The 23618-nt window shown below is 45.3% G+C and carries 22 protein-coding genes; 3 read left to right on the forward strand and 19 right to left on the reverse strand.

Annotation, left to right across the window (positions count from 1 at the left end; translation table 11 throughout):
* Positions 1-51 precede the first annotated feature (51 nt).
* Entirely contained in the window at positions 52-1497 is a 1446-nt protein-coding gene (locus AC1VYS_RS27165) for a DUF6385 domain-containing protein (protein WP_482912224.1), read from the reverse strand.
* A 39-nt stretch (positions 1498-1536) separates the two neighbouring features.
* A complete protein-coding gene (locus AC1VYS_RS27170) occupies positions 1537-2007 on the reverse strand; it encodes a DUF6385 domain-containing protein (RefSeq protein ID WP_482912225.1) in 471 nt (156 codons plus the stop codon).
* 266 nt (positions 2008-2273) lie between these two features.
* On the opposite strand from AC1VYS_RS27170, the gene AC1VYS_RS27175 reads away from it, so the two are divergent.
* Both AC1VYS_RS27175 and AC1VYS_RS27180 read left to right on the forward strand, forming a co-directional pair.
* On the forward strand, positions 2274-2807 hold the full coding sequence (locus AC1VYS_RS27175) for a hypothetical protein (RefSeq protein ID WP_482912226.1): 534 nt from the start codon (positions 2274-2276) through the stop codon (positions 2805-2807).
* A gap of 30 nt (positions 2808-2837) precedes the next feature.
* Positions 2838-3419, forward strand: a complete 582-nt coding sequence (locus AC1VYS_RS27180) for a hypothetical protein (RefSeq protein ID WP_090921658.1) — start codon at positions 2838-2840, stop codon at positions 3417-3419.
* A 182-nt stretch (positions 3420-3601) separates the two neighbouring features.
* On the opposite strand, the gene AC1VYS_RS27185 is transcribed toward AC1VYS_RS27180, so the two are convergent.
* From AC1VYS_RS27185 to AC1VYS_RS27235, 11 genes are all read right to left on the reverse strand, one after another.
* On the reverse strand, positions 3602-4963 hold the full coding sequence (locus AC1VYS_RS27185; protein WP_482912227.1) for an MFS transporter: 1362 nt from the start codon (positions 4961-4963) through the stop codon (positions 3602-3604).
* A gap of 69 nt (positions 4964-5032) precedes the next feature.
* Complete coding sequence (locus tag AC1VYS_RS27190; RefSeq protein WP_482912228.1) at positions 5033-6211, reverse strand: winged helix-turn-helix domain-containing protein; 1179 nt, start codon at positions 6209-6211, stop codon at positions 5033-5035.
* Positions 6212-6468: 257 nt separating this feature from the next.
* Positions 6469-7263 (reverse strand): ABC transporter ATP-binding protein, encoded by a 795-nt coding sequence (locus AC1VYS_RS27195; protein WP_482912229.1) that lies wholly within the window; start codon positions 7261-7263, stop codon positions 6469-6471.
* Between the two features lies 1 nt (position 7264).
* The gene (locus tag AC1VYS_RS27200) at positions 7265-8125 is read right to left on the reverse strand and encodes an ABC transporter permease (RefSeq protein WP_482915137.1); all 861 of its coding nucleotides are present in this window, start codon (positions 8123-8125) and stop codon (positions 7265-7267) included.
* Positions 8126-8324: 199 nt separating this feature from the next.
* Entirely contained in the window at positions 8325-9374 is a 1050-nt protein-coding gene (locus tag AC1VYS_RS27205; protein WP_482912230.1) for an ABC transporter substrate-binding protein, read from the reverse strand.
* A gap of 373 nt (positions 9375-9747) precedes the next feature.
* Positions 9748-11691: a methyl-accepting chemotaxis protein gene (locus AC1VYS_RS27210; RefSeq protein ID WP_482912231.1), complete on the reverse strand. Its 1944-nt coding sequence runs from the start codon at positions 11689-11691 to the stop codon at positions 9748-9750.
* Positions 11692-12148: 457 nt separating this feature from the next.
* Positions 12149-12613 carry a hypothetical protein gene (locus AC1VYS_RS27215; protein ID WP_482912232.1) on the reverse strand — a complete coding sequence of 155 codons (465 nt, stop codon included), beginning with the start codon at positions 12611-12613 and terminating at the stop codon, positions 12149-12151.
* A gap of 2 nt (positions 12614-12615) precedes the next feature.
* Complete coding sequence (locus tag AC1VYS_RS27220; protein WP_482912233.1) at positions 12616-13353, reverse strand: hypothetical protein; 738 nt, start codon at positions 13351-13353, stop codon at positions 12616-12618.
* Positions 13354-13786: 433 nt separating this feature from the next.
* Positions 13787-14383 (reverse strand): hypothetical protein, encoded by a 597-nt coding sequence (locus AC1VYS_RS27225; protein ID WP_482912234.1) that lies wholly within the window; start codon positions 14381-14383, stop codon positions 13787-13789.
* Between the two features lie 394 nt (positions 14384-14777).
* Positions 14778-15140, reverse strand: coding sequence for a hypothetical protein (locus tag AC1VYS_RS27230; protein WP_482912235.1), 363 nt, complete (start codon positions 15138-15140; stop codon positions 14778-14780).
* A gap of 100 nt (positions 15141-15240) precedes the next feature.
* A complete protein-coding gene (locus tag AC1VYS_RS27235; protein ID WP_482912236.1) occupies positions 15241-15585 on the reverse strand; it encodes a hypothetical protein in 345 nt (114 codons plus the stop codon).
* Between the two features lie 73 nt (positions 15586-15658).
* Here AC1VYS_RS27235 and AC1VYS_RS27240 point away from each other — a divergent pair, with 73 nt between their 5' ends.
* Complete coding sequence (locus tag AC1VYS_RS27240; protein ID WP_482912237.1) at positions 15659-17032, forward strand: lipase family protein; 1374 nt, start codon at positions 15659-15661, stop codon at positions 17030-17032.
* A 255-nt stretch (positions 17033-17287) separates the two neighbouring features.
* On the opposite strand, the gene AC1VYS_RS27245 is transcribed toward AC1VYS_RS27240, so the two are convergent.
* From AC1VYS_RS27245 to AC1VYS_RS27270, 6 genes are all read right to left on the reverse strand, one after another.
* Positions 17288-17926, reverse strand: coding sequence for a helix-turn-helix transcriptional regulator (locus AC1VYS_RS27245; RefSeq protein WP_482912238.1), 639 nt, complete (start codon positions 17924-17926; stop codon positions 17288-17290).
* A gap of 21 nt (positions 17927-17947) precedes the next feature.
* A complete protein-coding gene (trhO, locus tag AC1VYS_RS27250; RefSeq protein WP_482915138.1) occupies positions 17948-18835 on the reverse strand; it encodes an oxygen-dependent tRNA uridine(34) hydroxylase TrhO in 888 nt (295 codons plus the stop codon).
* A gap of 254 nt (positions 18836-19089) precedes the next feature.
* On the reverse strand, positions 19090-20199 hold the full coding sequence (locus AC1VYS_RS27255; RefSeq protein WP_482912239.1) for a TolB family protein: 1110 nt from the start codon (positions 20197-20199) through the stop codon (positions 19090-19092).
* 62 nt (positions 20200-20261) lie between these two features.
* A complete protein-coding gene (locus AC1VYS_RS27260) occupies positions 20262-21779 on the reverse strand; it encodes a sensor histidine kinase (RefSeq protein WP_482912240.1) in 1518 nt (505 codons plus the stop codon).
* Positions 21776-22489, reverse strand: a complete 714-nt coding sequence (locus AC1VYS_RS27265; protein ID WP_482912241.1) for a response regulator transcription factor — start codon at positions 22487-22489, stop codon at positions 21776-21778. Before AC1VYS_RS27265 ends, AC1VYS_RS27260 begins: the two co-directional genes overlap by 4 nt.
* 239 nt (positions 22490-22728) lie before the next feature.
* Positions 22729-23469, reverse strand: a complete 741-nt coding sequence (locus AC1VYS_RS27270; RefSeq protein ID WP_482912242.1) for a hypothetical protein — start codon at positions 23467-23469, stop codon at positions 22729-22731.
* Between the last annotated feature and the right edge of the window lie 149 nt (positions 23470-23618).

A 23618-nucleotide genomic window follows, 5' to 3' on the forward strand; every position in this document is an offset into this window, starting at 1 on the left:
CATGAAGCCCACTAAAGTGAACTCCATGTACCTATATGACAGCAGAGCAGGTTATGTGCCTTGTCCATTGAAGAACACGTCAATCGTGCTTGGTGCACCGAGCAAGCTTGAGCGATAAGAAAGACGTGTGTATTTCAGGAAACGTTGCGGTACCAGAACATCTACAGAACCGGATAGAATCCCTGTTACCGTAGTCACATCGGTGTACCAGTTGGTTCCGTTCGCACTGATCTCTACTTGGGCATCCACCCTGTTCACACCTGGTCCCCTGTTATACACGAAAAAGGAGTATGTGCCGAATACACTCGTGGTCACAGCAGGCAGCGGTGTGAATGTGTTAGCAGTCGGTGTGCCGACAAGTTGGTTCTCCTGAAAACTTTTTTGCGAGATGGAGGTTACGCTGCTAAGTGTACCGGCCGTAATCGTTGCGCCAAGCACGCTGGTAATGGTCCCGTTCAACAGGTTGGTTAACGTTCCGGCTGTGATCGTGGCACCGAGAACACTTGTGAGGGTACCATTCAACAAGTTCGTCAATGTGCCAGCCGTCACAGTGGCACCGAGTACGCTGGTGATCGTTCCGTTTAACAGATTCGTCAGCGTTCCGGCTGTCAAGGTAGCACCAAGCACACCGGTAATCGTTCCGGCGGTAATCGTTGCTCCAAGCACACTCGTAATTGTACCTGCTGTGATCGTTGCGCCGAGGACACTCGTAATTGTTCCGTTCAACAAGTTCGTTAACGTACCTGCGGTAATGGTCGCGCCCAGTACACTGGTGAGCGTACCATTTAACAGGTTCGTTAACGTACCTGCCGTCAACGTTGCTCCGAGCACACTGGTGATCGTTCCGGCGGTAATCGTCGCACCCAATACACTCGTGATGGTTCCCGCCGTGATCGTTGCTCCAAGCACATTGGTTATCGTACCGTTTAGCAAGTTCGTCAGGGTACCCGCCGTCACCGTCGCTCCCAGCACACTCGTAATTGTACCTGCTGTGATCGTTGCGCCGAGGACATTCGTGATCGTTCCGTTTAACAAGTTGGTCAGCGTTCCGGCGGTTACCGTGGCACCCAGCACACTGGTGATCGTGCCTGCCGTAATCGTGGCTCCGAGCACACTGGTAATTGTACCGTTCAACAGATTGGTCAGTGTTCCGGCCGTGACCGTTGCACCGAGTACGCTCGTGATTGTACCGTTTAGCAAGTTGGTCAACGTTCCAGCGGTTACTGTCGCTCCCAGCACACTGGTGATGGTTCCGGCTGTAATCGTGGCACCGAGAACGTTCGTGATGGTACCGTTCAGAATGTTGGTGATTGTACCCGCATTAATGGTAACCGTGGTTAGACCTGAAATGTTACTGATCGTCCCGTCTAGAATGATACCTACCACATTCCCGCTTGTATCCGTTCTGACGGGCTGAGCCGTACCTGTACTATCCTGACCAAAAATCAATGTTCTCAAGTTATCCGGATTCGTATTAAACGTTGTAAAGTTAGGCATGAGCCTCGTCCTCCTCCCTGGACAATCTGGGTAATTAAACTACCTTACGAGCATACGCTGTGCCTGAAAATATACATCAAGCCGAGTAGGCTGAGCCGGATCTACAGGCAGGAGCACAAGCCGGGTATAGTGTAGAAATCGCAACGGAACCAGCGCCTTTGTCTGTCCCCCCTCAATGACTTCCTGACTATCCACCGCATAATCTACGGCATTCGGACTAACCTGAACTTGAACGATCGCTGGATGTTTTCCACGATTGACCACGCCATAGCTGTACATGCTCAGAGATGAGGTGTCCTGGGGCGGGAGGGCATGTTCACCACGACCTGTCTCTGCTCCAGTGTAGGTATGCTCTGTAAAACAGTGAGTAGCACCAGGGAGTTTCGTGCGTGAGAAAACACCCTGTTTGAACCTAGGACGGGTAATCCGGGAACAAGGGGGCTTCAGCAGTTTGGCGCGGCGAGAACAACGGGATGGGCGGCGGCTGGCATATTTAGTTTTTGGTTTCATTGTCTGCTTGGCTGAGGGTTTCGTTCTCTTCCCGCTTCGCTTGGCTGTTCGACTCATCTCGATTTCCCCTTAAAAAATGTGCTTACGCATCGTATGCCCGGAAGGAGAATACGGGCACGGCTTCCGCCGTTATTTGGGAATTCGGATGTAATTCCCAAACGCTTTCTCTTCCTTTTACATATCATGCTAGTAATGAGGACAGGCGAAATAATGCAGGCTATAGGCTTTTTTCCATCTATTCCATGGTTCAGAGGAGGTCAAGCGGGATGACCAATACGAATGTGTTCAACCAGTCCAATGGCCCTTTATTCACCCAGCTGACCAACACATTTGCGGCCCCGGGAATCGGAGCAGCTCCAGACACGGGTGCGGCTGCGGCAGGCAGTTTTTTCGCCCTGACCACGAACAATACATTGATCCCTTCCAACCAAAATCTACTTCTGCAAATTTTGAATGCAGCAGGTAGCGGCAGAACGATCCGCATTGCGAGCCTCTCAGGGGGGACAACAGCAGCAGCTACACTCGTAGTCTATTCCGGCGGAACCGTGACTGTCGGCAGCACACCCGTGCCTGTAAATACATTGCTGGGTAATGCCAATACCAGCATCGTAACAACAAGGCAGAATACTGGGACTCTCGGAGGAACCTTCACAGGCCTGCTCAGTATCCCGCTCACTGCAGGCCTATATGCTCTGGATTTGAATGGCTCCATTGTTGTTCCCCCAGGACAATCGTTATCCGTTAGTTTGGGCATTGGTAATCAGACCGGAGCAATAAACCTGTTTTGGTGGGAATTCTAACCAGATTTTAGATCAAAGGTGGTGCACAACGTGCCAAATAATAATGTGTTTAATCCATTAAATCGTCCTGTCTATACGTCGAATACCAACACATATATCTCGCCCGGTATTGTTGCCCCACCCGAGAATAGTGCGGGCAGCACAGGTAACCTGTACAATGCAGGTTCCACTAACTCCACCACACTGGGGTTGCTTGGAGGGAGCGTAACGGCCACTTTGCAACTCGCCAATCCAACCGGAAGCGGCAGAACATTGTATGTTTCCCGTTTGTCTGGTGGAATTACTGTTGCGCTCAATCTGCTGTCCTCATTCAGCGGCACATTGACCCTAACTGCAAACGGTACACTCTCATCGCCAAGTACACTTACAGCCGTAAACAGCAATCTGTCCAGCAGTAATACAAGTGTTGCTCTTGTTCGATTTTCTACAGCAGCCCCATCCGGTGCTACCGCTATCATGTCCATGCCTCTGCAAGTTGGTCCATTTCAATCCAACGAGTTCGGTAAATACGTGATTCCTCCGGGTCAGGCCATAAACCTGTCCGTAACCGGATCACTCACTGTTGCCGGCTTGCTAGCCTCCACAACGTATTTCACTTGGTGGGAAGTGTGAATATCTGCAGCCATATCTGATAGGTAAAGATCAAAAATAGCCACGTTCGGATAAGTACCGAATGCGGCTATTTCGTATATTAGGATATGGAACGATCCAAAAAGGAATTAACACAACACGGTGTTCATCTTTTGAGCTGTATCCCCTTATGAAGAACTCCCGCGCGCTGGGCAAAAAGCAATTTAGGAGACGCCTTGCTGTGCAGATCCCACCTTTTCACTCGACGTGGATCTTCTGTTAAGCGACCACAACATACGCTGGAACAGGATGCCTGTGAGACCAATGGCTAGCGTAGCCAGACCAATCATTTGAAACGTCGGACTTGGTCCCGCCGAGCGGATGATCGCACCACCTGCCAGCGGGGCAGCGACCAGCACAACGCTGTATAACGAGTTTTGAATGCCGAATACACGTCCTACATAGTCAGGAGAGGTCTCTTTTTGCAGCAAATAATTCATCGTGACCATAAACAGTCCATTCCCCAGACCTGTACACAGGCCCAACATAATAATCCATGCCGTTGACGTATCCGGACCAATCCAGCCGAGTCCTGCAATCCCTGCCCCAATGAGAAAGTAGCCGCCGCCAAGCCCCCACCCGTAACCTAATCTCGGCAATCGGTTCAACAGCAAAATGATAAACACGGCTCCCGCACCTACGGATGAACCGAGCCAGCCGAGCATAGATTCATTACCTGGCTTGATTTCCCGAAACAGGGTCGTAAATTGATACTCGACCATTAGAATAGACATGAGGCCAAGACAGCCAAACACGATGGTATTCCTGACTGTGTGGGTGTGGCGTAAATACTTCCAGCCCTGTTGCCACTGCTTGAAGAAAGTCTCGGGTTCCTTCTGATTCTCTTCGTTATGCTCATCGGGTACTACAGCTTCTTTCTTCTCTACCAAACGTCGCAAAGGCCATAATACAGCGCCAGATAACAGCCGAGCACTCGCATTGATCAGAATGCAGATTTGTGGAGAGAAAAAGGCCAATACAACTGCACCCAGAAGGGGGCCTGCTATCTTGGCACACTGATTCACAAACCCGTTCAGTGACGAGGCTTGGAACAGCTGCTCCTCTGCCACGATCTGTCGTGTCAATGCCTGCTGGGCAGGAACGTGAAACACACTCATCATCGCACGCAGAGCCAGAAGCGGCAGCAGCCATGCCGGGCTTGGTGCGAATAAAATGCCCACCGTTAGCGCAATGGTAATGCCATCACAGAGAATCATAATTCTCACTTTATGCAGTCGATCAGCGAGAGCACCAGCTACCGACCCAAATAAGATACCTGGTACAGCCATACAGACAGGGATCAACGCGATAATCAACGGATCGGCTCCCCATCGGTAAGCCACCATGATTTGAATCGCGAGCGCATCGAACCAATCGCCAAAGGTGGCGAGTGCGTAAGCCATAAACAGACGCACAAACTTAAGATTAGTCCAGAGGCTTTTTGAGGTTTTTGCAGCAGATTCACCAGATGAATTACCTGCTTTAGCCGAATCGGATGTGTCGTTTCTTGATGAGTTAGCTGTCATACATGTACTTCCTCCCTTGATTACAGCGGTTTTGCGAACATGATGTCCTTAGCTGTAATCTTAGGTGAGTTATGTCAGAGGAAGATCAGAGGATAAGGAATCAGCGGATAAAAAGTGACGGATCGTCTTCACGATCTGCTGCCCATACACGGGCACGCCATAGGATTTACTGATTTCTGTATATATCTGTTGGTATTTATTGCGTAGTCTCCCTTCAACTCGGTGATGATCCATAAATAGGAGAATTTGATACGCTGAATTGAGATAAAGCGGTGCATGGAGTGACATTTTCAATACTTCCAGACCGTCATCCATTCGAAGTTCACCTTCTCGCACCCGTCCCTGCCGCAGTAGCCATAAGCCCTCCATCACCTGGAAACGGCCGATTTCTCGCAGATAAGGAGCGTCTTTTAATTGTGTACGCAGAACAGCCATCTGTTCCTCAACGGCCTCACCGCTCCCGCCCCATAATTCAACAGACAATGCGGCAATACTGACGGGTAACTTGAAATAGATCAACTGATTTGCTTCCATCACCCGACATGTTTCTTCCAACTGCTTCTTGGCTTCCTGATACTGCCCCGTCTCGGCATAGATATCGATGATATTAAGAATCCTTAATTCCTGGCGGTGCTCGGCAGGCAACACAGATGAATGAATCGCTTGTTTATACAACATCAGACTTTCCGTAGGTTCAACGAGAGCATGGACATAAATCAGGAGCCAATACAGACGCTCCTCCAAAGGAAACTCCGCTGTGTTCATTAGCCAATCCAAATCTCCCTGTATGAAATGCAGGTACAACTGATAATATGGTTCTATTCGTACGCCGAGTGCCTCTTGTTGACGAACCAGCATCTGGATTGAATTTCCCTGGCCGAACAGATGATATTTCCGAAGCAGTCCATGCACAACTTCCTGCATCTCGGGATCATGGATGGACGGATTCGGGGGCAACACGGCTCTATTCTCCCGTAAAGCAAGTCGATATCCATAACCACGGACCGTATCGAGACTGACTTCATCCCAGCGCTTCAACTTCTTACGGAGACGATAGATGTGATCATCTACGGTGCGCTCCACCGGATATTCTAGCGGCCATACCCGATCCAGCAGTTGACTGCGTGTAAAGGCCTTATCTTTGTTTTTGTACAGAAAATGCAAAAGCGCAAACTCCTTCGCCAGCAAGCGAATCGAATCCATTTGCTGAGATACCGTATAGGTTCCCTCATCAAATTGAAGAGACATTCTCGTTCCTCCCTTGTGTGACCTCATATTTTCATACATAAATCAGCAAGCTGCTTTATCTTTTTTCTAATGTATCTATGTATCTCTCAAGTATTTTTCAATTCTCACTTTTCAACATACCATAAAAAAAGCCCCTTGCGATAACGCAAAGGGCCCTGTTTCTCAAGCGATAGTTGTATCTGACTTCACATGAATTCAACCCTTTTGGGTTAAGAATGTGCACTGCCTTTTCAGAAAGAATCCCTGTACCCTGGTGCTTATCCCAGTACCACGCGGTCATCCGCCATCTTCTTGCCGCTAATCCGCTCGAATTCACCGAGCAGTTCGGGCACCGTGAGCGTGCGCTTGTGCTCTTCACTGACATCGAGAATGATTCGACCCTTATCCATCATGATCAGTCGGTTGCCAAGACGGATGGCCTGCTCCATATTGTGTGTTACCATGAGTGTGGTAAGCCTCATCTCGCGGACAAGTGTCTCCGTCAGTTCTGTAATGAGTTCGGCACGAGATGGATCAAGTGCTGCCGTGTGTTCATCCAGCAGCAAAATCTGCGGCTGAGTGAACGTTGCCATCAGTAAGCTAAGCGCCTGACGCTCGCCACCAGATAGGAGACCCACCTTGGCATTCGGGCGTTTCTCCAGTCCAATGCCAAGCTTCTCCAGCTGCGCGTTAAAGATTTCACGTCTGGCGCGTGTCACCCCAAAGCCAAGTCCACGTCCTTTGCCGCGTTTGTACGCCATCGCCATGTTCTCTTCAATAGACATATGTGGCGCGGTTCCAGCCATCGGGTCTTGAAAGACACGTCCGATCCAGCTACTGCGTTTATGCTCTGGCAGATTCTTGATTGAACGTTCGTTGATGAGCACATCGCCCATATCCGGCTTCATGACACCTGAAATAATGTTCATCAGGGTCGATTTCCCAGCTCCATTACTGCCAATGACTGTTACAAAATCACCCGGATTCATGATCAGATTCACACCAACCAGAGCTGTTTTCTCATCCGTTGTGCCCGGGTTGAACAGTTTGGTGACTTGTGTAATCTCTAACATGCTACATGCCCCCCTTTGCCTGTTGGCCGCCAGAACGCATCAGCTCTTCGGTCCGCTTGCGGGCAAGGCTTCGCTGTTTCATTGAACGCTGCATCGTCGGGAAGACAAGTGCAATAATAACGATAACGGCAGTGATCAGCTTAAGATCGGACGTTTCGAACCAATCTACCTGCAAGGCAAGTGCCACTACAATCCGATAGATAATGGAACCAACGACCGCTGCCAGTGTCGCCCAGAATACCGTTCTGGCACCCAGGATTGCTTCGCCAATAATGACGGAGGCCAGACCAATGACGATCATGCCAATGCCCATTGTAATATCGGCGAACCCCGATTGTTGAGCAATAAACGCACCAGACAAAGCCACCAGTCCATTGGACAGGCTGACACCAATAATGGTCGTCACATCCGTATTCGCGCCAAAGCTGCGAATCATGCGTTTGTTATCTCCTGTAGCGCGAAGCGCAAGTCCGATATCTGTTTTCATAAACAGATCAAGCATGATTTTAAATACTAGCACAACGATGATAATCAGGATCATGACATGTTCACCCGAAAACGGCGTTTCCACGCCCATAATCGATTTGTTTGGTGCGCCAAGAATACGCATGTTGATCGAATACAGAGCAATCATCATCAAAATACCGGATAACAGTCCGTTAATTTTGCCTTTGGTGTGCAAGAGGCCCGTGAGAGCTCCAGCCACCATACCGCCAGCCATAGCTGCCAAACAGGCCAGCCAAGGGGAGTAATCATTGGAGATCATGACCGCCGCTATCGCGCCTCCTGTAGTAAAACTTCCGTCTACGGTAAGATCGGGGAAATCCAGAATACGGAACGTAATATAAACACCCAGTGCCATCAGCGCATATAACAGCCCCAGCTCAATTGCCCCTTCAATGGAATTCCAACTTATACTCACACTGCTTCCTCCTTGTCTATCTCTATCCGAAAAGAATGAGGCGAACCCACCTGCACGTTCGCCTCGCATCCGTCTGCCGAAGTATTGTCATCCTGCCAGTTGCTCAATAGATCAATCTAGCTGTTGGTTCATTGATTCATTATTGGATAATATTATTTGCCTGATCTTTCACTTCCGCCTTCATCTCATCCGTTACTGTAATGCCTTGAGCTTCAGCCGCTTTCAGGTTCAGGATCAGATCCAGCTTGTCAGGCACGGTAACTTTCATGTCGCCTGGTTTTGTGCCGTTTTTCAGAATATCCGCAGCCATCTCACCTACTTGGTAGCCATGGTCATAATATTTAAATCCTACGGTTGCAAAAGCACCCTTTTCTACCGTATCCCGATCACTGGAGAAGAACGGAATTTTGTTGCTGTTTGCCGTCTGGATGATCGTATCCACAGCACTTACAACGGAGTTGTCGAGTGTAATGTAGAAGGCATCGACTTTACCAACCAGCGAGTCTGTCGCTTGTTTGACTTCCGATGTATTAGTCACTGGGGCTTTAACCAGCTTGATGTTATGTGTAGCAAGAGCCTTCTCTGCATTGTCAGCCATAACAACTGCATTCGGTTCACCTTCGTTGATGACCAGTCCTACTGTTTTTACATCTGGTAGATTTTTAGCGATAAAATCAGCCAATTGCACAATCGCCTCTGGATTCGTATCCGATGCACCGGTTACGTTGCCGCCCGGCTTGTCCATATCACTCACGAGTTTCGCGCCCAGCGGGTCCGTCACAGCGGCAAACAAGAGTGGCTTGTCCTTTACTTGTTGCGCGAGAGCTAATGCAGATGGCGTCGCAATCCCGAGCACGAGGTCATTTTTGGAATCACCCGCGATTTTTTGTGCAATGGACAGGTTATTCGTGGAATCACCCTGTGCATTGTTATAATCAATCTTAAGATTTTTGTTCTCTTCAATGCCTGCATCCTTCAGGGCAGCGATGAATCCTTCACGTGTAGCATCCAGCGATGGATGTTCCACAATCTGGGAGATGGCAATCTGATATGATTTTTCGGCGCTATCCCCGCCTGTTGTACTGTCTGATCCTTGGGACTCTGAGCCTGAACCACCGTTATTTCCGCAACCTGCCGCTACGATCATCGAAGCAACCATCATTAGTGACATCCAAAACTTCTTTTTCATCTGTAAGAACCCCTCTCAAAATGGTTAAAATGTGATCTTCCCACTGCACTCTATCTCGTATCCTCTTGGGTAGAATAGAGCGGGACAAAACAAACGCTTCAACGCATTGTTGCTTTGATCGACAAAAGCAGACAAATCTAGACTTTTGGCATGCGACTGAAGTCCATGCTGTGATGCTCTTTTATTGTTTTCCTAATATTAAAGTGCATCCCGGCTTCCGTCAATGGTTGAACCGCTTCCATTTTCGTATAATTCAGATACGTGATAGAAAACGTTACATAAAACAAAAAAAGACAACCCACAAATGGTGCGGGTTGCCTCATTTTCCTATCTACTTTAGTCCATAAGCATCGATCTAATACGGTATATTCACCTACAATTTAAACTTCTCAATCTGTGACCGCAGTTGCTCTGACATATTAGCAAGTTCCGCTGATGAGGACGCGACTTCCTCCATAGAAGCCATTTGCTGTTGTGCTGCTGCGGAGACATTTTCGGTCTCTGCTGCCGTCTCGCTAGCGGAATCAGCAATGAGGCGAATAGAGCCTACCAAGCTGTCTGTGCCAGAAACAATTTCCTCTGCCGCCGCCGACACACTACGGATGCTGTCAGCGACCTGCTCCACAGAAGAGCGAATATTCGTAAATAAGTCACTTGCGACTTCGCCAGCCTGTTTACCTTGGGCAGCCTGCTCAACAGTCTGTTCAGATGCACGAAGTGTACGCTCAATCTCCACCTGAATGCGCCCAATAAAACCAGCAATCTGCTCCGCGGATTCAATCGATTGTCCAGCCAAATTACGAACCTCATCCGCAACGACAGCAAATCCCCGTCCGGCCTCACCTGAACGTGAAGCCTCAATTGCCGCATTCAGGGAAAGGATATTGGTTTGCCGTGCAATGTTGCCAATAACAACTACAACTTCACCAATAGAGTTGGACAAACTACCGAGGTTCTGAATGGTACCCGACAGCTCACGAATGCCGTGTTCCATCTCATCCATCTTCCTCCCCATATCATTCATAGCTGCCGATCCATCTGCCGCCAGCACATTAGCCTCCGAAGCAACAGATGATACATGAGAGCTATGTTCTGCAACACCATTAATCTGCAGGGCGATATTCTCCGCTACATCGCTACCATCTTGTACGCTCGACGTTTGACGCTCCGAGCCCTCGGCAACCACCATAATAGCCTCCGTAATGCTCTGTGATGCATTGGAACCTTGCTCAGCACCTACGGCTAGCTGTTTGGCAGAGTCCGTTAATTGTCCGGATAGATCCGAAACATTCGTCATCAACTGATGTAGTTGCTCACTAGATCTATTAAATGAATGCAGGGCTATGCTAATATCCGTTTTCCCTTTTACAGGGATGCGATACGTCAGATCGCCTTGTGCCAGTAGATCAATCCCGTGTGTGAGTTGACGAATGGGCTTTACAATTTTTGTCGCGATTAAGATACTGAGTAACAACGCGACCGCAACAATGATGATCCCTACAGTAAGTACAAGCACGAGCAGATCATTAACCGGTTTAGAAAACTCACTCTCATCCATATATGTAACAACAACCCAGTTCAGTTCTGTTTGAGTCATGTATCCCAATCTTTTAACACCATCTAGTTGAAAATCAAATGCAAGATAATTGCCTTTTACCGCTTCAGCAAATGCTTCATTCATATGGGTGTTGCCCATATCCGTAATATTACTATTCATAATTTTCGTCTCATCTGGAGAATAGATAAAGATTCCACTCGCTGTCGTCAACACTGCTTGTCCCGTGTTGCCGTGCTTAAATGCACTTACATCTTCAACCAGTTCATTAATCTGATATCCAGCTGTATAGAAACCAACTGGCTGACCATCTTTCATGATCGGCGACCCAATAGCAACGCCAAGTTTATTATCTACTACAGAAATCAGCGGTTCAGAGACATACGGGCGACCCGCCTGAATTTCTTTTAAATAAGGCCGGCTCGATAAGTCATATTCTTTACCTGTCGCGTCCATAGCAAACTGTCCTGTTACATCCGGTGAATACAGAACCGTAGTAAACTCCGGATGTTGCTCTTTTAAACTGGAGAGAAATTGCATCTGTTGCTCTTTATTGTCTCCAATTGACGCACCTTGCTCGGCAATCATTCTAACGATAGTTTGTTGCTCTTTCATTTTGATATCCATTTCTTTGGCCAGCAATTTCGTATCCAATACGAGTTGCTTCGTTGAATAACTTTTGACCTGATTAGATGTAGGAACATAGAAGGTGACCGAAAGGACCGCAACACAGACAATAACAATGATCAGTGAAGACAACATGATTTGTCCTGCTGTTTGCCTTAATGAACAAAATGTGAGTATTGAACGAAGAAAACCTGATTTTTTTTGAGCCATGACCTATCCCCTTTTTTTTAGAGACTATAATTTTTATATGATGTATATCGGTATAATCACAGGAGTTTTTAATCCGTAAAATACGACTTCTAAAAATAAATTCGGAAAAAACTTCGGATAACAGAACGATTTAATTGCATATGTTCATAATGAGATATCAATGTGTGCATTCTTATTTATCGATGAAAAGTTGCATTGATGAGAGAATCAGTTGTGATGTTATTTTAATAAACTTTAAGAAAACAATAATAAAAAGGTCAATCATGGTAGTATCTAACCATAATTGACCCGTTCAATGTAAAGGGATAGTATTATTTAGGGTGAAAAGTCCTTATTAGTTGAATGATGGGTTTAATCGGTACTGGATGTCCTTCACCGAGTATTACCTTTCCTCTCGACACAGGTGAAGATACTGGCCGAATTCAGGGAAGGCATCCCAATTTTTCTCAAGAGTATCTTTAGCCTCACGTTCCTCGACTAAACCTGTTTTAAAATCTCTCTTCTCCATTGCTATATAGCCATCTTCTCGAAAACCTATAATCAAACTATTTAATTCCTTATCCGTTTTATCACCATATTCCCAATACATTGATGTTTTTAAAAAGAGTTTGCCACTACTCATAACTTCAAAATCATAATTTAGATACTTACGAGTCAGCTCATCATAAAAGCCCACAGAGACCCATTCTTTTGTCACATTCACTATATATTCAGGCTTTTCTTCTTTGGCTAATATTGCCGTATATGGTTGTCTTTTTTGATGGTGCAGGTATGCAGTATGTTCATTGAAAATATTCCACGGCTTCTTTTTGATATCTGACCATTCATCACAATAATATATTTGCATAATCAATTATACTCCTTCCCGTTAATATCCCTAATAGTAATTTTGTTTTTCGTTGCCTCACCAAGAACTGACTGCGGAATTGGTTTGTTTTGAATCTGCTTCATCTTGTCCAATACTGCATTGGTTCCTCTTCCATTATAGGAACCCTTGCCGTTTTTCATACTACCCGCGACCATCCCAATCCCGGCTACAATCTGGCTCCATTTCAAGGAGGCGATCATCATCTTGGCGTAATCGTCTGTGACAGGCTCTCCCGTAAATGGATTTACTCTCAGCTCGAATGCTTCTATCTGTAACTGAAACAAATCCTGATCTGCAGACTCGGCAGGTCCCAGCCCCTGGCTTAAGCTGCTTTTATCCAGCTTTCCCTTGTCTTTCTCGTACGCTTGCATTACCGCCTGATCCGTCACACCCTTGTCGTTCACAGGCAACCACGTATGCAAATATGAATTATACACCATCCGGTATCCCTTATTATCGTTGCTTTGCGTTGCTTTCAGCCCAATCGACCTCGTGGCTACGTTTCCTGCTACGGCTACTCCGCTGACCTCATCCGCCTGCTGAAACCGCCTGCCGATCTCTCGAAGCTCCTTCGCCATGTGGGCCCAATTCTCTAACGTTTCGATCATACGGGGCTGGTTCTCTTCAAATCGTTCTAGAACCGCTCTCGTACCATTCCCGACCACATCGATTCCAGCCAGCGCATTAATCGAACGAGTTCCTCGCCGAGTATTTTCCATGTGCCCGCGAGTCTCCTCCACCTCTCGTGCCGCTTCAAACAGTCATTCGGGAGTCACTTGTATTCTACTCATTACGTTCTACATCTGTCCAGGTTCAGGCTCTACGTCTTCTTTTCGTTAAAACTAACGCATCACATGGTGGTATCTGACCATAATTGACTTGTTTTTTGTATCGGCATAGCGTTGTTATTTAGGTTATAAATTCAATTATTTGATGTGTGTACAACCGAAATGGAGAAATCTTTATAGGAGTATTACATTGGTTAAGTCCTTTTGAAATCAGCCGTCCGACTCATTTGGCACTGGGTGGGAGTTAAGACAAGGGCAAAAGAAAGCCACAGTACGGGCGGCTATCTCGCATTGTGGCTTGGCTGTTATACGATCTTATTGTTGGGGTTGTAAATAGATTTACACTATATTTTTACAGGTATTCTCACTCCCAAAATTCACTCATTTTGTATAATAAAGGGTTTGTTTCATCTTTATTAACTTGATCCCAGCGGATTACTGTAAAATCATCAGATACTACATTTGTTAATTGATGAGATAAAATAATATGGCTATTGTTTGAAAAAAATAATACAAGTCCAACTTCTCTAGGATGATCCCATTGCAAGGAGTTCATTGTTTCAATTTTAACTATTTCATACTTAATTAAACTGTGACCAACAATGTTTTTAAAATAATCCTCAGAATATTCTTGGTCACATGCTTCAATTGGAAATAATTCTTTGTCATTTTTCATTAGGTCATCAGTTTCTTTACCATCTATGGTTTCAGCCCATAGTATTATACTGCTAACTTTAACATCACTACTGAATCCTATTGATATATTTGATTCAAATTCGATACAAAAAGGTCCTGTTGTAAGTGAAAATACATCCTTTTTATCTATTTCACATTCAGTTGCTGAATCTTCTTTGCTCCACCAGCTATATCGAATTAAATTTTCAACTCTTTTCCCAACTAAATGATCCAGTAAGTTTCTTTGGGCAGAGGGAAAAGATGATACAAAAAAATTATGTTTCATAAACTACACCTCACTTATTTGCTCATTTTCCTCTTCTTCCTCCATTTTTCGATCAATTCTCTTTGTTGCTGTTAAGACACCATTCATAACGTAAACTGTTTTTTGTGCTTTATTTGTTCCTAGTCCAGAAACAGGCGTTTTCTGGTAATTATTATAGTTTTTTATTCAAGTTGCACCCTGATAATAATCTTGAGATTTATCTTTCAATTCTCCAGTTCTAGAAGTTTGGAAAGTTGCATTAGCATGGGTCCAATTAAAATCAAATTACTTTACCTCAATGCTTTTGATTTGTCGGTTGCTTCCGAAAGTGAATTCTTTTCATATGGGAGACGCCCCCCTATCAAAAAAGAAACCTCGAAAGACTCGAAATCATTCAAGATTATTTAATGTTCTCTCACTTAAAAAGGAGTGAATCATCGCTTTTCCGTTTTTTCATAAAATCTCCAGGTCCTCCTTCTGATTTGATTCTCAAGGACGGTAGATAAAATGATAATGAAACCCATGTTTGCGGATCATTTTTAACATGTCTATTTAATACGACTGTGGATGACATAGGTACTTTGATCTGATAATCAGTGAATTCTATATCTGCATCATAATATTTCTTGAGGTATTCTCGCCCGATAGGTTTGGTTTTTTGATAATATGTATTTTTCTCTTTGTTGGATAAACCTCCACATCCACTAGCAATAGCTACTACCACTAAAAATAATACTCCTACACGGATGATTTTGAGCAAGCGAGTACCTCTTTTCAAAAATTACTCACCTTATATGAATGTCATTTTATTCGGATTTAACTTTTCTTTATATAGCCTATAGAATCGTTGTTTAAATCTATCTTTCGAGAGGGAAGAGTCACTGAGTATTAACCTCATCCTCACTTTTGCGTTTTTTTATAAATTCTCCTGGTCCTCCAGCAGAATCTACTTTTAAAGATGGAAGAGAAAGAGACAAAGAAAGAGAAGTATAAGGGTCATTTTTAACATGACCATATAATACAATTGTTGATGACATGGGTAAATGAACTTCGTAACGATTGAACTCAACCTCAGCATCATAATATTTCTTGAAATATTCTTGTCCAATAGGAATAGCTTTCTCATAAAATTCTTGTTTTTCAGCTTTAGAAAGGCCACCACAGCTTGTGAGAATAGCTATAAAGAATAAAATCATTAAAGTATTACTAATCCACCTTAACATAATAAAAATTCCTCCTAATATGGAAAAAGTGTGTAGCATAGTATACTATAAACCTAAAGAAAGGAGAATACTAATGAACGGCTATATAACTGAAGAAACATATCATAGTATATCTAGGAAAGTGTACGACACGGAGATTAAAGTTGGGCAGGAATTTGACGAAATCCCCGGATGGAAAATCGTAAAACCTCCAACTGTTCTACACGACAGCAAGACTGGATTTGACGCTGAAGTGTTCCACAATGAAAATACCAATCAAATCATTATAGGTTATAGAGGTACAGAGCCCGGAGATCGACCTCTCAGTGCAAAGCTTCCCGATTTGGAAACAGACGTGATGGACGTTGTGCTTGGAAGAGCAAAACAGCTTGAACATACATATAATCAGCATCAGAGTGGAGTAGAACGACTACCAAGCAAATATAGCCAAAAATCGATGAATGAAGGATATAAGGATACACAATTTTATCAGGCAGAGGAACTGTATAAAACAGTTAAGAAGGAGTACCCTACAGCCGATATCACAACAACAGGGCACTCATTGGGCGGTGGATTAGCCGAATATGTCGCAGCACGAAATGATCTATCCGCAGTAACTTACGATCCAGCCAATATATTGCCCGTTCTGTCAGATGACATTATCAAGAAAATAGATAATGGGGATTTTAAGAACAAAATCTATTCCATATCACATCCCGGAGATGTTGTTAGTTCTGGTGTTATGAGCGCTAGGAAAAATGTAGGTACAGGTGTGTTCATTGATAAAACATACGACGAGGCAAACCAAAGGATATATATTCCTATTCCTAAGCCTGATAAGTATAGTGAGTATAATTTCTTTAAAAGCTTTCTGGGCATGCAAGACAAATATTATGTACCGATCAACATCCCATTTTTTCACCAAAATCCAATTCAGAAATTTTTGAACTCTTTCAGCAACGAGAAAACGCATGATCTAGCTTATTTCCAGTTTGATGAACATGGATTCATTAAAAACAAGTTGTTTTCCACAGTAGATGGACAGCCGATCAATGGGAACCTGCGTTTTGATACATATTTAAAATCATTGGTTGCACAAGATAATATGCAGAAAGCCTTTGATCAACTTTTACAAAAATATGGTTCGAAATTAGGCGTGTATGGACAATATGCAGCAACGGCAAATGGTGTTACTATACAGTTGTCTGTTGAGGATTTGAAAGCGGCCGGGCAGAAAATGGAGCAGCATGTACAGGAATTTCAGGCAAGTTTGCCAACAGCGATTAATTCAATCTTGCGATTGATTGAAACCAGTCAAAGCCGATCTTTAGAACCTATTGTGGACCGGCTGACCCATGATTTGCATAAGTTTAGCCGATGGTACGAAGAAGAGGCCCATGTTATTGCAACATACATTAATAAAAAGGCAGAGGACTTCCGAGCAGCCGACGAGGGAGCAACAAATTAACTCGGCATGACGTCAGAGGTTTGAATCATTATATATAGCAACGGCGAGGGAACATGTGCTTCAAACCTATCAACGATATGAAGGTAATTAAGGTTACCGAAGCACAAAGCAAAATCAAAAAGTATATCCGTTTTTACAACCGAAAATGGTCACAAGGAAAACTAAAAACTGACGTCGGTAGAGTACCGACGTCAGTTTTTAGCCTAATTACTCAGATCAATATCTATTTCTCTCTAGGATCGTTGACCTATCCTATTACTTCCCTGATACCTCACGAATCTGGTACTTGCACTTCTTGCCGCCATCAGCATAACACTCGGTACGCTCGACGTCCGCTTGCAATAGGGAACGAAATAGCTCCAGCTCACAACGACAAGCCTGCTTGTACACACTCGCAACCTGCACAATAGGACAGTTTAGTTCGGTAATGACGTACGTACCATCTTCTTCTATAGATGCATCGGCCATATACCCGTTGGCGTTCTGGATTCGTGCCAGTTCCTCGACACGTCCGGCGAGGTCATGCCCCTCCATCTGCGGCAAGCCACTGCGAAGCAACTTATCACGGCGACCTTCGAAAAGAGCATCCACGACTCCACCGCCTGCCGTATCGGACAATTCATCCAGCAGTTCCAGCGTCAGCGAGGAATAAGACTTCGGGAAAAAACTGTCTCCGCGATCCGTCAGATGATATACCGAGGAGGGACGCCCTGCTGTTGCACGAGCCTCACGCACTTCGATCCAGCCTTCCTGCTCCAGAGCTGTCAGATGTCGGCGAATGGCCATTCCGGTCAGCCCCAGTTCCGCGGTGATCTCGCGGGCCGTCATCGTTCCTTGCTGCTTCAGCATGAACAGAATCCGTTCACGCGTTGTACGTTCTTCTTCACGCTTCATGTTCAGCACCTGCTCTCCTGCTTATGCCTTAACCGGCGCTGCCTCCCGGCAAGCATCCGAGCAAAAGCGGTTATGCGTCTCTTCGCAATCCTCACAGCAGACATGCTGTAGGTTGCAGGTCGGACAATTAATATATCGGTCATGTGTCGTACCACAGTGATAACAGCTAGCGATGACAATATCCTCATCAGTACGGTTGATCGGTACGGAAATCCGCTCGTCAAATACGTAACATTTGCCGTCAAACAGACGTCCTTGCACCTCAGGATCTTTACCGTAGGTCACAATTCCGCCTTCCAGTTGGGCAACATCCTGGAAACCTTCCTTGATCATAAACCCGGTCAGCTTCTCACAGCGGATACCGCCCGTGCAGTACGTAATGATCGTCTTGTCTTTCACATCACCAAGATTCTCCCGAATCCACTCCGGGAATTCACGGAACGATTCGACGTCCGGGCGGATTGCCCCGCGGAAATGGCCGATCTCATACTCATAATCATTACGTCCATCAATGACGATAACGTCATCCCGTTGCAAATGCTCGTGGAATTCCTTCGGCGAGAGGCGTTTACCGCTAATCTCATTCGGATCAAGTTCATCGTCTACGCGGAATGTTACCAGTTCTGCTTTGTGACGCACAAAGATTTTTTTGAACGCATGCTCTTCTACATCATCAATTTTAAATACCATATCCTTGAACAGCGGGTTGGCATGCATGTCCTTCATATATTGTTCCGTCTGCTCAGGTGTTCCAGATACCGTACCGTTGATGCCTTCGGAAGCGATCAGAATACGGCCTTTCACCCCTAGGTCTTTGCAGTATTGCAGATGCTCTTGCGTAAACGTCTCGGGGTCTTCAATCTTCACGAACTTATAATATAAAAGCACGCGATACGCGCTGTTACACATGTATATCACCTGTTCCTCTTCCATGTTGTTGGCCGGTTTCTCCGGCGAGCCACCTACATTGCACCCTGACTTGCAAAAAAAGAAAAGAAACAGCCGTCCGAAACATCGTCTCGAACTGCTGTCTACCATTCGACTTTATATTCCTGCATACTAGTTTATCGGAAGCGGAAGGACTTAGTCAATATAAATGTATAGTAAGGCATGAAAGATATGGAACGCTCCTTTCATGCCGCTACTATCCTATGATTGGGCAACTATTCCGAAATCGTAATGATCGAGGTCACAAAGTGATATTTTTCATTCTCCATCACCGATTGTGACAGCAAAATTTTGTTCCCCTGCGGGCTCCAGGCTAACGAATCAGCCACATTGTCCATCTCTGCGGAGATCTGGAATTGCTCTGCCGATTCGGTGTTGGAAACAAACAATCCTTTTTCGTTATCCTTATCGGAATTAATCGTGTACGCAATCTTGGAGTCGTCACCCGACCAGCTTGTGCCAAAAATCTGCGTGCCTCTGGCGAGTGTGGCCTTCTCATTGCCTTCCAGATCGGTGAGCACGAGCGCCCGTTTGGTGTCCGCTGTTCTTTTTACAATCGCAAGCCTTGTTCCGTCGTTCGAAGGGATGACCCACTCCACGCTTTTGAGCACCTGTTTGACTTCGCCCGTCTTCGCATCATAGGTGTTCAGTTGACCGTCTTCTCCGGTAATGTAATAGATCATATTGCCCGACACCTTGATACTGCGAACGTTAAAGTTTCCCGTCTCTACCAATACTTTTGTGGTGCCGTCCAGTGCAGCCGAGATCAGATCTCCTTTCATATTGGAAAAAACGACATGTTCATTATCCAGCCAGGCACCTTCCTGAACAAATCCATCCTCTTTCCCCGCAGCAACCGCTTCTCCGCTTTTCAGGTTCAGCATGAAAGGCCAGCCTGTCGTTTCCTCCGTCTGCCAGTAGAACAGATGCTGTCCATCCGGCGATACTTGCGGTGCTCCCAAGTTAACCTCGCTCTCTATAAGCGGTGTGTCTGTGCCTTTTGTCAGATCAACCATGTACAGATTATGCGGATACCGTTCCTCTCCCTCTACACTAACGGGTTTCATGGACGTATTCTCTTTATCCGTCACAATCGAGCTCTCGCTCAACCATGTGATTCCACGCATATTAGGCAATTTATCTATTTTCTCAAGTTTGAAATTCTGGTAAACGGACGTGTTCGTATTATCTTTTACGGTAATGTCTGTGCCTGTTTTGGCACCTTCTGTATTGCCAGACGGCTCTATGGTGCTTCCACAGGCAACCGTGGTCAGCAATGCAGCTGCCCCCAGCGCTCCAAACGTGACTTTCATCCATCTCATCATGTCGTGATCCCCCTCGGTTACTTATGCTATACACCCATCATAAAGCTGGCATACTTCCAAAGTTATTCAGACTTGTTTCCAACTTGTAAACTTGTATCTATATCTTGATCTACAAGCGGGAATACGAGTTGAAATGTCACGCCATCTTGATGCTCCTGATCGCTCGGTAATAAAGTAATCGTTCCGCCCTGCTTCTCAACAAACTGCTTTACGAGGGATAAACCGAGTCCGGTTCCGCCTGTTTTGCGAGCTCTATCCTTATTGACGGTGTAAAAAGGTTCAAAAATCTTATCCCGTGCCTCTTCAGGGATCGGCGTACCTGAGTTATAGATGCGAATCATGACTTGATGCTCGTTCATCCGCAATTCGTTTTCGACCCGGATAATGCCTCCAGGTACGTTATATTTGATCGCATTGTCCAGCAGATTGATGAAAATGTGCATCAGACTCTCCCGGTCACTGTGAATGACGGCAGGCTCCAGATCGAGCTCCATGTTCAGTGCGAACTTCTCAACCTTACCTCGCATTCGCCCGCAAGCGTCCGCAAGCAATGCCCTGATTTCCACATCCTCTGCCTGATTCTCAAAATCATACTTTTCCAGCGCGGACAGGTGCAGTACCTTCTCCACCATTTCATATAATCGTTCGGTTTCTTTCCCGATATTATTCGTCGCATCATCCAGCAGTTGCGGATCATCCTTATACATGTTCAGCAGTTCCACATACGCCTTGATGGATGTCAGCGGTGTCTTGAACTCATGGCTAATGTTGCCGATATATTGCTTCTGCTGCTGCTCCAGCGCTTGCAACTTCTCAATCGCCAGTTGCAACTTCTGCTGCTCGGCATGCATCGCTGTAATGTTTTGTTGAATAGACGTGCTCATATAATAAATCCCTTGTCCCAAATCACCTAGTTCATCCTTACGTTTGACCGGGGATTCGGTAATATAGTTCCCTTCCTGAATGGAGGCCGCTGATTTCTTCAATCGGGTAATGGCTACAGCAAAACGGTTGTAGAACAGATAACCTAGAATGAAACTAAGCACAACCACCGTGATGCCTGCCCATAGGAACAATTGTTGGATCCGGGCATAGAAATCCTGATAACTCTGCACGGAATATTGAATCCAGATGGCACCAATCTGTCCCTCCGGTCCGTCCAGCGGAGCGGCATAAAGCAATGTCTCTCCCTGCTCGTGATAGGCAATTTTATTCTTCAATGCGTAATTCAGAGTCTCCTGAACGAGTTCATTCTCACTTGGCGCAAAAGAAGCTCCCACTTGTTTGCCACTCATGTCATATAGTGCAATTGGCAGGCCTGTTGAGTCAGAGAGAGCTTGCGCCAATCTACGTCCATTTTGCTGCAGGAACTGTTCCGGCTCCTGACGAATGGCCTCCGTATAATACGCCTGGCGCACATTCAGATTAATGAGACGCGTCTGTTGCGCGAGAGTACGCTCTACCTGTGATTGCTGATTAAGCTCAATGCCTCGCAGCACAAGAGAACTAAGTACAACCACGGTGAGGATGAGCAATGCAGCCAGAAACACGCTGAATTTTAGCTTGATGCTGACTCTCATACCGCTCCGCCTGTTTCAGGAGCCGTTGCCTTGTACCCAATACCGTACACCGTTTGCAACATTTGCTGATCGGTATCTCCGATTTTTTTGCGCAAACGCTGGATATGAATATCTACCGTCCGTGTCCCCCCTGCGTACTCCATGCCCCACACTCGATCCAGCAGATCATCCCGTGTGTACACCCGTTCCGGATTGGACATCAGAATGGTTAGAAGGTCGAACTCCTTCGGTGTTAAGTCCAACTTCTCTTCACCCACCGTCACGGTGCGATGAGCAACATGAATACGCAGGGTTCCATTGACAATCGCCTGACTCTTGGAATCGTCCTGCGGCGGCGTACTGCTCTTCTCCACCCGACGCATCAGTGCCTTCACGCGGGCTAGCAATTCACGGATTTCGAACGGTTTGGTCATATAATCGTCTGCGCCCATTTCAAGACCGACAATTTTGTCCACCAGTTCGTTTTTGACGGTGAGTAAAATAATACCGATATCCTCCCGATCCTCCAGCCGGCGGCAGACGCCATACCCGTCCAGCTTGGGCATCATCACATCCAGGATCATCACCTGAGGATGGAACAAAGCCACCTTTTCCAATGCTTCTTCGCCATCATTTGCTGTCTCCACTTCATACCCTTCACGCCTCAGCGCATATGCAATGGCACTTACAATACTCGATTCATCATCAACCACAAGTACTTTTTTATTCATCGGATATCATCCTCTTTATCTGTGTCATGAGTTATGCGTTTATGTTAACAAGATCGCGATCATTACGCCATGAAACTTTGGTCGTTTTCATTACCCTATGGATACCTCGAAGTAGGTGCGTTGCTCTTCTTCTTTTATACCCCAAAGACAGCAAAAAAAGCCTGCTCATAATAAAGTAAACAAATGAGATCAGTTTACAGAGGAGAAGGGTATTAAAAGTTAAAAAAAGAAAAAGAAGCTCACAAAGAACTTCCTTCTTCTGATACTTCTATTGTAGTTGGTTCTAACTTTCCATCAACAAATGCATATTTGACAATTGCATCTCCTAAATCGTTTCCTTCCGAGATCTGGATGGGTATCTCTGCAATAAGTTCCTGATCCTTAATTCCGTATCTCAATATATTTTGAAACGTTGGCTTTTCGTACCACTGATTTGCATCGCTTTCATTAAACTTGAATATATGTTCCTGTCCATCAGCCACAACAGTGTACTCCCGAACTTCTTTTTCTTTATCTTTTTCTAGCTCAACTTGAATATTCTCCTGAAGGAAGTTTGTCGGATTAGAAACGGGGATTTCTATAAAGTCCGTTTTTAGGACATGTACTTCTGAATCATGTATTCCCGTCCCTGTACCTTTAGTCAGAACAATAACAATTTCTTCTTCTCCATCTTCATTTAGATCAATAACAGATATTTGGGGATAAAATGAAGGATTTGTTACATTACTCCAATCAAATGTTCTCTTATCTCCGTTGATGACTATTTCAAGTGAGGAAAACAAATCGCCTTCCTCCTTAATACCATAAATAGAAACTTTTTTATCTGAAGATTCAGATAAGAGTGAACTAGGAGCTAACGTTACCACATTTCCTTGGGACGATTCCCCATTTACTTTGGTTGGACTAGTCGACCTATCATTAGCTTCACAACCAGATAACAACACGGCGGCTACCATTGTAACAATAATCATTTTTTTCAACCCAATATCCTCCATATCCATTTTTTTATAGTATAATGGGTTCTTTCAACCAATAAGTTTAACAAATGTATCTTATCTTTTAAAAAAAGTAACCAATTCATTCTAAATAAGATCTGTTTCTCTTTACTATAAATATTGGACTAATACCT

Source organism: Paenibacillus sp. G34, from assembly GCF_056856875.1.